Raw genomic sequence first — 11,464 nt, 5'->3', positions numbered from 1 at the left:
CGCCGCGGGCGCGGCGAGGTCCTCCACGAACACCCGCACGGGCACGCTGACGACGGCGGCGACCGCGGTGTGGACCGCCTCGGCGACGGCGCGCAGCGGGGCGCCGAGCTCCACGACGACGTGCACCTCCACCACCTGCTCGCCGAGCTTGACGCCGGTGACGCGCCGGCCGGGCAGGTAGGTGGCGACCTCGCCGAAGCGCCCGGCGTGCAGGGCCACCACCCCGGGCACGGCCCGGACCAGCGCGGCGACCTCGTCGGCGTCGGGGACCGGGCCGGTCACTGCACGCGGGCGGTGCGCTGCTCGGACTCCTCGTCGGCGTCGTCCTCGGGCAGGTGGACGTCGGCGACGGAGATGTTGACCTCGGTCACCTGCAGGCCGGTCATCCGCTCCACGGAGGAGATGACGTTGCGCCGCACCCCCGAGGCCAGGTCGGCGATGGCCACGCCGTACTCGGCGATCAGGTCCACGTCGACGGCGGCCTGGGTCTCGCCGACCTCCACCGAGATGCCCTGGGAGTGGTTCACGCGCCCGCCGGGGATGCGCTCGCGCAGCGCGCCCACGGCGCGCGAGGCGCCGCCGCCCAGGGCGTGCACGCCCGAGACGTCCTTGGCGGCGATGCCGGCGATCTTGGAGACGACGGTGTCGGCGATCGAGGTGGTGCCCTGGCTGCTGCTCAGCGGCGCGGCCTTGACCGGGGTCGCGGAGCCGGTGCTCCTGGCGGTGCTGGTGGTGGTCTCGCTCACGGGGACTCCTCCGGGGTTCGGTGGGCAGCGGCGGTGGTGCCGCGTCACAGGGGTAGAGCGCCGCGCGGGCGGAACGTCACGGTCGCACCCGTGTGACCTGCGCCACAGTCGTCGCGGACGCCTCCAGCGGACGGCTGGGCTTGCCGAGGGGTGCCGGGGCTGCTGCACTGCGGGGGCCGGGCCGAACACCTGCCCGCCGGGCCGCACGCCGTGCCCGCCGCCTCGCGGAAGGTCGCCCCGTGGGACCGGAGACCGCCGGGACGCACCGGTACCGCCGCTCGCCGCTCGCCGGCCGCGGCGCGCGCGGCGGCGGCGCGGCAGGGCCCCCGCCGCCGCCCGACGAGGTGCTGGCCCGCCGGGCCGCGCTGGGCGACAAGGACGCCTTCTCCCAGCTGGTCGAGCGGCACGGCCCGAGCCTGCACCGCTACGCCTACGGCCTGCTCGGCGACGCCCAGGACGCCGAGGACTGCCTGCAGGAGGTGGTGCTCTCCGCCTGGCGGGCCTTCCCGTCCTTCCGCGGGGACGCCTCGGTGCGCACCTGGCTGTACGTGCTCGCCCGCCACCAGGTGCACAAGCAGCGCGCCGCCCGGGCCGTCGCCCCCGCCGGCGGGGGCCGGCCGCCGCTGGACGTGGACGAGGTCGCCGAGCAGGTGCGCGACACCCGTCCCGGGCCCGGGGAGGAGAACGTCGAGGCCGCGCTGCTCGCGGCGCTGGAGGCCGCGCTGCGCCTGCTGCCCGAGCGCCAGCGCACCGCGTGGGTCCTGCGCGAGGTCGAGGGCCTGTCCTACGCCGAGATCGGGGTCGTCCTGTCCACCACCACCAGCACCGTGCGCGGCCTGCTCGAACGGGCCCGCGCCACCGTGGCCTCTACGCTGGAGGAGTGGCGGTGAGCGAGCAGCCGGCCGCTCGCGGTGGCGCCGGCCCCGGCGGGGTCCCGGGCGCCGGTGCGGAGCTGGCCGCCCGCGCGGCCCTGCTGCTGCGCCAGCACACCGACGCCGGGTGGGTCGCGGTGCGCGAGAGCGTCGTCTCCCGGGCCCTGCACGCCTTCCGGCCCTCCGCACCGGTGCGCGGGCGGCACGCCGCCGGCGACTACTTCGTCGCCTCCGACGTGCTCGTGGCCGCGCTGCGCCGCGCGGTGGACCTGGTGCCGCGGGTCGCCGCCACCCGCATCACCTGCACCACCGGCGAGGACGACGAGCTGGACGACGTCGTCGTCGAGCTCGTCGCCGCCTACGGCGTGCGCCTGCTGGAGGTCGCCGGGCAGGTGCACGCCGTCGCCCGCGAGGTCCTGGGGGACCTGCTCGGCCCCCTGGCGCCGGCGGCGGAGCGCATCCGCACCCACGTGCACCTGGGCGACGTCTCCGACGACCCCCGCGTCGTCGGCTGAGGGCGGCGCGGGCGCGGCGGCTGGGCGCCCCCGGCAGGATTCGAACCTGCGACCATCGGATTAGAAGTCCGGTGCTCTATCCACTGAGCTACGGAGGCCGGCGGCAGCACCCTACCCAGCGCGGAGCGCGCCCGCCGACGACTCGACTAGCCTGGGGTCCGTGCCGGAATTCATCTACGTCATGTCGAAGGCGCGCAAGGCGCACGGGGACAAGGTCATCCTCGACGACGTCTCCATCTCCTTCTACCCGGGCGCCAAGATCGGCGTCGTCGGGCCGAACGGCGCCGGCAAGTCGAGCGTCCTGAAGATCATGGCCGGGCTGGACCAGCCCTCCAACGGCGAGGCCCGCCTGTCGCCGGGCTACAGCGTCGGCATGCTCATGCAGGAGCCGAAGCTCGACGAGTCCAGGACGGTGCTGGAGAACGTCCAGGACGGCCTGGGCGACCTCAAGAAGAAGATGGACCGCTACAACGAGATCACGGCGTCCTTCGAGGACCCGAACGCCGACTACGACGCCCTCATGGCCGAGATGGGGCAGCTGCAGGAGGACCTGGACCACGCCAACGCGTGGGACATGGACTCCCAGCTCGAGCAGGCCATGGACGCGCTGCGCTGCCCGCCGGGCGACGCCGACGTCTCCGTCCTCTCCGGCGGTGAGAAGCGCCGCGTGGCGCTGTGCAAGCTGCTGCTGGAGCAGCCGGACCTGCTGCTGCTGGACGAGCCCACCAACCACCTCGACGCCGAGTCCGTCACGTGGCTGGAGCAGCACCTGGCCAAGTACCCCGGCGCCGTGCTGGCCGTCACCCACGACCGCTACTTCCTCGACAACGTCGCCCAGTGGATCCTGGAGCTGGACCGCGGGCGCGCCTACCCGTACGAGGGCAACTACTCCACCTACCTGGAGAAGAAGTCCGCGCGCCTGGAGGTCCAGGGCAAGAAGGACGCCAAGCTCCAGAAGCGCCTGAAGGACGAGCTGGAGTGGGTCCGCTCCAACGCCAAGGGCCGCCAGACGAAGTCCAAGGCGCGCCTGGCGCGCTACGAGGAGATGGCCGCCGAGGCCGAGCGCACCCGCAAGCTGGACTTCGAGGAGATCCAGATCCCCGCGGGCCCGCGCCTGGGCAACCTGGTCATCGAGGCCAAGGACCTCAAGAAGGGCTTCGGCGAGCGCACCCTCATCGACGGGCTGTCCTTCTCGCTGCCGCGCAACGGCATCGTCGGCGTCATCGGCCCCAACGGCGTCGGCAAGACCACGCTGTTCAAGACGATCGTCGGCCTGGAGCCCCTCGACGGCGGCGAGCTGAGGATCGGCGACACGGTCAAGCTGTCGTACGTCGACCAGTCCCGCGGCGGTCTGGACCCGAAGAAGACGTTGTGGGAGGTCGTCTCCGACGGCCTGGACTTCATCCAGGTCGGCAACCAGGAGATGCCCTCGCGCGCCTACGTCTCCGCCTTCGGCTTCAAGGGCCCGGACCAGCAGAAGCCCGCGGGGGTGCTCTCCGGCGGTGAGCGCAACCGGCTGAACCTGGCGCTGACCCTGAAGGAGGGCGGCAACGTCCTGCTGCTGGACGAGCCCACCAACGACCTGGACGTGGAGACCCTCGGCAGCCTGGAGAACGCGCTGCTGGAGTTCCCCGGCTGCGCCGTGGTCGTCAGCCACGACCGCTGGTTCCTGGACCGGGTGGCGACGCACATCCTCGCCTACGAGGGCACCGAGGAGGACCCGGCGAGCTGGTACTGGTTCGAGGGCAACTTCGCCGGCTACGAGGCGAACAAGGTCGAGCGCCTCGGGCCCGACGCGGCCCGCCCGCACCGGGTGACCTACCGCAAGCTCACCCGCGACTGACGGTCCCCGCGCGCCGACGGTGCCCGCGACCCCGCCGGGGTCGCGGGCACCGTCGCGTCCGGGCGCGGGTGCCGGCCGATCAGCCCCGCTGCCGCCCGGTGAGCTGCCCGGTGAGCGGGGCGTAGCGGGCGACGAGGCGGTCGGCGCGGGCCGCGGCGGCGGCCACCCGGCGCGAGGCGGCGCAGTGCCGGGGCACGCCGTGCGGGCCGTGGTGGTGGCGGCGGTGGCGGTGGCGCTGCAGGACGGACGTGGCGGCGGTCATGGCTCCCTCCTCCCTCGAGAGCTCCTTCGCTCTGTGAGGCAGGTCACATCATCCCACGGTCACCGAGCCCGCGCAGCCCTGCGCGGGCTCACGGCAGCCGCAGCATCCCCTCCTGCGCCACCGAGGCCACCAGGCGCCGCTGCCGGTCGTACACGCGCGCCGTCGACAGCCCCCGCGCCCCCGTCGCGTTCGGGCTCTGCGCCACGTACAGGAACCACTCGTCCGCGCGCGCCGGGCGGTGCCACCACATCGCGTGGTCCAGGCTGGCCACGTTCAGCCCCGGCGTCGCCCACACCAGCCCGTGCCGGCGCAGCACCGGCTCCAGGACGGTGAAGTCCGAGGCGTACGCCAGCGCCGCCCGGTGCAGCACCGGGTCGTCGGGCAGCGCGCCGTCCAGGCGCATCCACACCGCCTGGTGCGCGCGGCGCTCCCCGTCGGGGGTGACGTACAGCGCCGGCTCCACGTGCCGCACGTCGGTCAGCCGCCCGCGGCCCAGCTGGCGGGCCATCGGGTGCTCCAGGGCGTCCAGCAGCTCCACGTCGCTGGTCAGCTCCTCCGGCTCGGGCACCCGCGGCGCCGGCTCGGCGTGCTCCACCCCCTGCGCGCCCACCTGGAAGGAGGCGATGCCCGACAGGATCGCCACGCCGTTCTGCAGCGCCTGCACCCGCCGCGCGGAGAAGGAGCGCCCGTCGCGCAGGCGCTCCACCGCGAGGTGCACCGGCACCGCCGGGTCGCCCGGGCGCAGGAAGTACGCGTGCAGCGAGTGCACCGGCCGGTCGGCGGGCACGGTGCGCGAGGCCGCCACCGTCGCCTGCCCCAGCACCTGCCCGCCGAACAGCCGCGGCCGCCAGTGCGGCAGGTTCGCCGCGGTGAACACGTCCGCCGCGTCGGGCAGCGGGTGGACGTCCAGGACGGGCAGCAGGGGGCTGGGCTCGCTCACGCCCGGAGGCTACCGAGGCACCCGCGCCGCCCGCGCCGCCGCGCGCGCCCGGCGCTAGCGTCGCGCTCGTGCTCGCCGCCCGCGCCGTCCGCAGCTCGCCCGACGACCCGCTGTCCGCCCTGGAGGTCGCCGACGCCCCCGCCGCCGCGCCGCCCGAGGGCTGGGTGCGCGTGGCCGTGCGCGCCGCCGCCCTGAACCGCCACGACCTGTGGAGCCTGCGCGGGGTGGGCCTGCCCGCCGACCGGCTGCCCATGGTGCTCGGCTGCGACGCCGCCGGCACCACCGACGACGGCGCCGAGGTCGTCGTGCACGCCGTCGTCACCGACGACGACGTGCGCGGGGACGAGACCCTCGACCCGCACCGCACCCTGCTCTCCGAGCTGCACCCGGGCACCCTGGCCGAGCACGTGTGGGTGCCGCGGCGCAACCTGCTGCCCAAGCCCGCCGGGTGGTCCTTCGAGCGCGCCGCCTCGCTGGGCACCGCGTGGCTGACCGCCTACCGGATGCTGTTCACCCGGGCGCGGGCCGTGCCCGGGCAGACCGTCCTCGTCCAGGGCGCCGCCGGCGGCGTGTCCAACGCGCTGACCGCCCTGGGCGCGGCCGCGGGCCTGCGCGTGTGGGTCACCGGCCGCTCGCCCGAGCGCCTGGCGAGGGCCACCTCCTGGGGCGCGCACGCCACCTTCGCGACCGGCGAGCGGCTGCCCGAGCGCGTCGACGCGGTCCTGGAGACCGTCGGCGAGGCGACCTGGAAGCACTCGGTGCAGTCCCTCAAGCCCGGCGGCGCGATCGTCGTCTCCGGCGCCACCACCGGCGGCGCCCCTCCCGCGCTGCTGGAGCACGTCTTCTTCCGCCAGCTGCGGGTGCTGGGCTCGACGATGGGCACCCGCGAGGAGTTCGAGCGGCTGCTGCGCCTGTGCGAGCTGGCCGACCTGGCGCCCGAGGTCGACTCCGTGCACGCCCTGGCCGACGCGCGCGCGGCGTTCGCCCGCCTGGCCTCCGGCGAGGCCGTCGGCAAGGTCGTCGTCACCGTGTGAGCCGCCGCGCGCGGGGTACCGGCTCCCTGGGGGGCGCCGCCGGTGGCGGCGCCCGGCAGCAGGACCGAGCAGGAGGGGAGCAGGGACGTGGTGGACCACTCGCGCGCACCGGTGCTGGAGGCCCTGGAGGCGTTCCGCCGCCGGGGCGACGTCGTCTACGGCCCGCCCGGGCACCGGCAGGGCCGCGGCGCCGACCCCCGCGTCGTGCAGGTCGTGGGGGAGGGCGTCTTCGCCTCCGACGTGCTCACCCTCAACGGCCTGGACGACCGGCGCGAGTCGCAGGGCGTGGTCAGCCAGGCGGAGGACCTCATGGCCGACGCGGTGGGCGCGCAGAAGACGTTCTTCTCCACCTGCGGCAGCTCCCTGTCGGTGAAGGCCGCGATGATCTCCGTGGCCGGGCCGGGCGAGAAGCTGCTGGTCTCGCGCAACGCGCACAAGTCCGTCGTCGCCGGCGTCATCATCTCCGGCATCGAGCCGGTGTGGGTGCACCCGCACTTCGACGCCGACCTGCACCTGGCGCACCCGCCGGAGCCGGCCGACGTGCGCCGCGCGCTGGAGGCCAACCCCGACGCCAGGGGGATGCTGCTGATCACCCCCACCGACTGGGGCACCTGCGCCGACATCGCCGGCGTGGCGCGGGTGTGCCACGAGTTCGGCGTGCCGCTCATCGTCGACGAGGCGTGGGGGGCGCACCTGCCCTTCCACCCCGACCTGCCCGCCTGGGGCGTCAACGCCGGCGCCGACGTCGTGGTCACCAGCGTGCACAAGATGGGCGGCGCCATCGAGCAGAGCTCGGTGTTCCACCTGCAGGGCGACCTGGTGGACCCGGAGGTCCTCAAGCAGCGCGAGGACCTGCTGGGCACGACCAGCTCCTCGGCGCTGGTCTACCTCACCCTCGACGGCTGGCGCCGGCACATGGTGGAGCAGGGCGAGGAGCTGCTCGGCGCCGCCCTGCAGCGCGCCGCGCGCCTGCGCGCCGCCGTCGACGGCATCGAGGGGCTGGAGCTGATGGGCCGCGAGGTCGTGCGCCCGCAGGGGGCCTTCGACCTGGACCCGCTGGCCCTGACGATCGACGTGCGGCCGCTGGGCATCAGCGGCTACCAGGCCGGCGACTGGCTGCGCGCGGCCTGCCACGTGGACGTCGGTTCCGCCGACGCCTGCCGCATCGGGGTGCGCCTGACCCACGCCGAGGACGACGCCTCCGAGGAGCTGCTCGCGCGGTCCCTGCGGCGCCTGGCCGCCGAGGCCGGCGACCTCGAGCGCCAGCCCGCCACCCGCCTGCCCAGCCCGGGCTCGCTGGAGCTGCAGAACGCGATGACCCCGCGCGAGGCGTTCTTCGGGCGCGTGGAGCAGGTCCCGATCGCCGAGGCCGTCGGCCGCGTGGTCGCCGAGCTCGTCAGCCCCTACCCGCCCGGCGTGCCGGTGCTGGCCCCCGGCGAGGTCGTCTCCCGGGAGGCGGTGGAGTACCTCACCAGCGGCGTGGCCGCCGGGATGCTCGTGCCCGACGCCGCCGACCCCTCCGTGGGGACCCTGCGGGTCGTCGCGCGCTGACCCGCGCCGCCCACCCGGGCCGGGCACGGGCGCTGAGCGGCGCCCGTGCCCGTGCCCGGCGCGCTCAGCCCAGCGAGAACCAGGCGGCGGTGTCGGTGGGCACCGCGCCGTCCGCCAGCTCCCCGCTGACCAGCAGCGCCCGCGCGCCCGCCGGCGGGGCCACCGGCCGCGCGGACAGGTTCAGCACCACCAGCACGTCGCGGGTGCGGAAGGCCAGCACGTCGCCGCCGGTCAGCTCCGCGTCCCAGGCCAGCGCGCCGCGGCCCAGGCCGTGCTCGCGGCGCAGCGCCAGCGCGGAGCGGTACAGCTCCAGCGTCGAGCCCGCCACGCCGGTCTGCGCCGCCACCGACAGCCGCGCCCACTCCGGCGGCTGCGGCAGCCACGACGCCGCCCCCGGGCCGAACCCGTACGACGGCTCCCCGCCCTCCCACGGGATCGGCACCCGGCAGCCGTCGCGGCCGCGGTCCTCGCCGCCGGTGCGCGCGAAGGCGGGGTCCTGGCGCACCTGCGCGGGCAGCGTCGTCACCTCCGGCAGGCCCAGCTCCTCGCCCTGGTAGACGTACGCGCCACCGGGCAGCGCCAGCATGAACACGCTCGCCGCGCGGGCCCGGCGCAGGCCCAGCTCCGCGTCCGGCTGCGGGTCGTCCGGGCCGACCCCGGACGCCGGCTCCTGCCCGGCCGGGTAGCCCAGCCGGCTGGCGTGGCGCACCACGTCGTGGTTGGACAGCACCCACGTCGCCGGCGCGCCGACCTCCGCGTGCGCGGCCAGGGTGGCGTCGATGACGCGGCGCAGCTCACCGGCCCGCCAGGGGGCGCGCAGGTAGTCGAAGTTGAACGCCTGGTGCATCTCGTCGCCGCGCACGTAGCGCGCCAGCCGCGACGGCGGGGTCACCCACGCCTCGGCGACGAGGATGCGCTCGCCCTCGTGGGCGTCCAGCACCGCCCGCCACTGGCGGTAGACCTCGTGCACCCCCTCCTGGTCCCACATCGGCGGGCGCTCGCCGGAGGCGGTGGCCCCCTCCAGCAGCGCCTGCTCGTGGTCCCACTCCGGCAGCCCCTCGGCCTTGATGAGCCCGTGCGCGACGTCGACGCGGAAGCCGTCCACGCCGCGCTCCAGCCAGAAGCGCAGCACGTCGGTGAACTCCTCGCGCACCTGCGGGTTCGACCAGTCCAGGTCCGGCTGGCTGGAGTCGAACAGGTGCAGGTACCACGAGCCGTCGGCCACGCGCGTCCACGCCGGGCCGCCGAACACCGAGCGCCAGGAGTTCGGGGGCAGCTCGCCGTCCGCGCCGCGGCCGGCGCGGAAGACGTAGCGGGCCCGCTCCGGCGAGCCCGGCGCGCCGGCCAGCGCCTCGCGGAACCAGGCGTGCTCGGCGGAGGTGTGGTTGGGCACCAGGTCCATCACCACGCGCAGGCCCAGCTCGTGGGCGCGCGCGGACAGCGCGGCGAAGTCCTCCAGGGTGCCGAACACCGGCTCGATGCCGCGGTAGTCGGCCACGTCGTAGCCGGCGTCCTTCTGCGGCGAGGGGTACACCGGCGACAGCCACACCGCGTCCACGCCGAGGTCCGCCAGGTGCGGCAGGCGGGCGGTGATGCCCGGCAGGTCGCCCAGCCCGTCGCCGTCGGCGTCGGCGAAGGAGCGGGGGTAGACCTGGTAGATGACGGCGTCGCGCCACCAGGGCCCGGTGCTGCCGGTGGCGCCGTCGTCGGGGCGGGGGCTGGTGTCGGTGCTGCTGCGGCTCACCCGCTCCATCCTGCCGCCCCGCCGCCGGGGGTGCACCGCCGCCGCGCCCCGCCGGCGAGCCCGGTGCCCGGCGCGGCGCGGCGGCGGTGGGTCAGAGGGGCCGCCCGCCCGAGAGGCGGTAGCGCAGCAGGTCCAGGTGGCCGGCGAGCTCGCCGGGCAGGCGCGCGCCGAAGCGGGCGAAGTGCTCCTCGAGCCGGTCGGCCTCGGCCAGCCACGCGTCGGCGTCCACGGCGAACAGCTCGGCCAGGTCGGCCGCGGGCAGGTCCAGGCCGTCCAGGTCCAGCGCCCCCTCGGCCGGCACGTTGCCCAGCGGGGTGAACCGGGCCCCGGCGCTGCCCTCCAGGCGCCGGCAGACCCACTCCAGCACGCGGGAGTTCTCCCCGAAACCCGGCCACAGGAAGCGGCCGTCCTCGCCGCGGCGGAACCAGTTCACCGAGTACACCCGCGGCAGCCCCCGCGCGGGCAGGCGGTCGCGCACCGAGAGCCAGTGCGCGAAGTAGTCACCCATGTGGTAACCGGTGAACGGCAGCATCGCGAACGGGTCGTGGCGCAGCTGCCCCACGGCGCCCTCGGCGGCGGCGGTGCGCTCGCTGGAGACCGTGGCCCCCATGAACACGCCCTGGCTCCAGTCCAGCGCCTCGGCCACCAGCGGCACGTTGGTGGCCCGGCGCCCGCCGAACAGCACCGCGTCGACCGGCACGCCCTCGGGGTCGTCGAACTCCGCGGCCAGGGAGGGGCACCGCCGCGCCGAGACGGTGAACCGCGCGTTGGGGTGCGCCGCGGGAGCGGGGCTGTCCGGCGTCCACTCCCGGCCCCGCCAGTCGGTCAGGTGCGCCGGGGCCTGCTCGGTCATGCCCTCCCACCACACGTCGCCGTCGTCGGTGAGCGCGACGTTGGTGAAGATGACGTCCCGCTCGAGCATCTGCATCGCCGTGGGGTTCGTGGACCACCCGGTGCCCGGGGCGACGCCGAAGAAACCCGCCTCGGGGTTGATGGCGCGCAGCGTCCCGTCGGGCCCGGGGCGCATCCAGGCGATGTCGTCGCCGATCGTCTCCACCGTCCAGCCCGGCACGGTGGGGCGCAGCATCGCCAGGTTCGTCTTGCCGCACGCGGAGGGGAACGCCGCCGCCAGGTGGAACACCCGCCGCTCGGGGGAGGTGACCTTGATCAGCAGCATGTGCTCGGCCAGCCAGCCCTCCTCGCGGGCCATCACCGAGGCGATGCGCAGCGCGAAGCACTTCTTGCCCAGCAGGGCGTTGCCGCCGTAGCCGGAGCCGAAGGAGAAGATCTCCCGGGTCTCGGGGAAGTGCGCGACGTACTTCAGGTCGTTGCACGGCCACGGCACGTCCTCGCGGGTGCGGCCGATGGCGTCCACCAGCGGGAACCCGACGCTGTGCACGGCCGGCACGAACGGGGTGCCGGGGGTCAGGGCGGCCAGCGCCTCCGCGCCCATCCGGGTCATCGTGCGCATGCTCACCACGACGTAGGGGGAGTCGGTGACCTGCACGCCCAGCTGGGAGATCGGCCCGCCGACCGGCCCCATGGAGAACGGCACCACGTACATCGTGCGCCCGCGCATGCAGCCGGCGAACACCCCGGCCAGCTCCTCGCGCAGCACGTCGGGGTCGCGCCAGTTGTTCGTCGGTCCGGCGTCCTCGCGGCGGCGCGAGGCGATGAACGTGCGGCCCTCCACCCGGGCCACGTCGGAGGGCGCCGAGCGCGCCAGGAAGCTGCCCGGGCGCTTGACGGGGTCCAGCGGGATCAGGGTGCCGGAGGCGACCATCCGCGCGGTGAGCCGGTCGAACTCCCCCTGCGAGCCGTCGCACCAGACGACCTCGTCGGGCTGGGTCAGGCGGGCGGTGTCGCGCACCCACGCCAGCAGCGCCGGGTGGTTCGTCGGCGCCCCCACCAGGCGGGGGGCGTCCAGGTCGGCGGCGGTGCGCGACGGCACGGGGAC

The 11,464-nt window shown here is 75.7% G+C and carries 11 protein-coding genes and 1 tRNA gene; 5 read left to right on the top strand and 7 right to left on the bottom strand.

Annotation, left to right across the window (positions count from 1 at the left end; translation table 11 throughout):
• On the bottom strand, positions 1 to 282 hold a 282-nt coding region (locus GTR00_RS05560), incomplete at its 3' end, for a hypothetical protein (protein WP_166610640.1).
• A complete protein-coding gene (locus GTR00_RS05555) occupies positions 279 to 746 on the bottom strand; it encodes an Asp23/Gls24 family envelope stress response protein (protein WP_166610639.1) in 468 nt (155 codons plus the stop codon). The genes GTR00_RS05560 and GTR00_RS05555, both read right to left, overlap by 4 nt.
• A gap of 239 nt (positions 747 to 985) precedes the next feature.
• On the opposite strand from GTR00_RS05555, the gene GTR00_RS05550 reads away from it, so the two are divergent.
• Both GTR00_RS05550 and GTR00_RS05545 read left to right on the top strand, forming a co-directional pair.
• On the top strand, positions 986 to 1,636 hold the full coding sequence (locus GTR00_RS05550) for an RNA polymerase sigma factor (protein ID WP_323132235.1): 651 nt from the start codon (positions 986 to 988) through the stop codon (positions 1,634 to 1,636).
• Positions 1,633 to 2,133, top strand: coding sequence for a hypothetical protein (locus GTR00_RS05545; protein WP_166610638.1), 501 nt, complete (start codon positions 1,633 to 1,635; stop codon positions 2,131 to 2,133). Before GTR00_RS05550 ends, GTR00_RS05545 begins: the two co-directional genes overlap by 4 nt.
• A 25-nt stretch (positions 2,134 to 2,158) precedes the next feature.
• Here the strand turns inward: GTR00_RS05545 and GTR00_RS05540 are convergent.
• Positions 2,159 to 2,231: transfer RNA gene (locus GTR00_RS05540), tRNA-Arg, on the bottom strand.
• A 62-nt stretch (positions 2,232 to 2,293) separates the two neighbouring features.
• On the opposite strand from GTR00_RS05540, the gene ettA reads away from it, so the two are divergent.
• Positions 2,294 to 3,976 (top strand): energy-dependent translational throttle protein EttA, encoded by a 1,683-nt coding sequence (gene ettA / locus GTR00_RS05535; RefSeq protein WP_166610637.1) that lies wholly within the window; start codon positions 2,294 to 2,296, stop codon positions 3,974 to 3,976.
• Between the two features lie 79 nt (positions 3,977 to 4,055).
• Here ettA and GTR00_RS05530 read toward each other — a convergent pair whose 3' ends face one another.
• Together GTR00_RS05530 and GTR00_RS05525 are read right to left on the bottom strand one after the other, a co-directional pair.
• The gene (locus tag GTR00_RS05530; protein WP_166610636.1) at positions 4,056 to 4,238 is read right to left on the bottom strand and encodes a hypothetical protein; all 183 of its coding nucleotides are present in this window, start codon (positions 4,236 to 4,238) and stop codon (positions 4,056 to 4,058) included.
• 88 nt (positions 4,239 to 4,326) lie between these two features.
• Entirely contained in the window at positions 4,327 to 5,178 is an 852-nt protein-coding gene (locus GTR00_RS05525) for an acyl-CoA thioesterase (protein WP_166610635.1), read from the bottom strand.
• A gap of 68 nt (positions 5,179 to 5,246) precedes the next feature.
• Between GTR00_RS05525 and GTR00_RS05520 the strand changes: the two genes are divergently transcribed.
• Together GTR00_RS05520 and GTR00_RS05515 are read left to right on the top strand one after the other, a co-directional pair.
• Positions 5,247 to 6,212: a zinc-binding dehydrogenase gene (locus tag GTR00_RS05520; protein ID WP_166610634.1), complete on the top strand. Its 966-nt coding sequence runs from the start codon at positions 5,247 to 5,249 to the stop codon at positions 6,210 to 6,212.
• 90 nt (positions 6,213 to 6,302) lie between these two features.
• Positions 6,303 to 7,763 (top strand): aminotransferase class I/II-fold pyridoxal phosphate-dependent enzyme, encoded by a 1,461-nt coding sequence (locus GTR00_RS05515; protein ID WP_166610633.1) that lies wholly within the window; start codon positions 6,303 to 6,305, stop codon positions 7,761 to 7,763.
• Positions 7,764 to 7,827: 64 nt separating this feature from the next.
• Here GTR00_RS05515 and GTR00_RS05510 read toward each other — a convergent pair whose 3' ends face one another.
• Both GTR00_RS05510 and GTR00_RS05505 read right to left on the bottom strand, forming a co-directional pair.
• Positions 7,828 to 9,516, bottom strand: a complete 1,689-nt coding sequence (locus tag GTR00_RS05510; protein ID WP_166610632.1) for a glycoside hydrolase family 13 protein — start codon at positions 9,514 to 9,516, stop codon at positions 7,828 to 7,830.
• Between the two features lie 82 nt (positions 9,517 to 9,598).
• Positions 9,599 to 11,434 (bottom strand): phosphoenolpyruvate carboxykinase (GTP), encoded by a 1,836-nt coding sequence (locus GTR00_RS05505; RefSeq protein ID WP_166610641.1) that lies wholly within the window; start codon positions 11,432 to 11,434, stop codon positions 9,599 to 9,601.
• Positions 11,435 to 11,464 lie beyond the last annotated feature (30 nt).

Origin of the sequence: Kineococcus indalonis, assembly GCF_009906395.1 — a bacterium.
In the GTDB taxonomy this organism is placed as follows: domain Bacteria; phylum Actinomycetota; class Actinomycetes; order Actinomycetales; family Kineococcaceae; genus Kineococcus; species Kineococcus indalonis.
The sequence above is the reverse complement of the archived record's forward strand: the minus strand, read 5'-3'. Positions and strand labels throughout refer to the sequence as shown.

What these genes read in the sequence shown, in the direction of transcription:
- GTR00_RS05530 (WP_166610636.1), bottom strand. Translation starts at nt 4,238, where the DNA reads ATGACCGCCGCCACGTCCGTCCTGCAGCGCCACCGCCACCGCCGCCAC.
- GTR00_RS05510 (WP_166610632.1), bottom strand. Translation starts at nt 9,516, where the DNA reads ATGGAGCGGGTGAGCCGCAGCAGCACCGACACCAGCCCCCGCCCCGAC.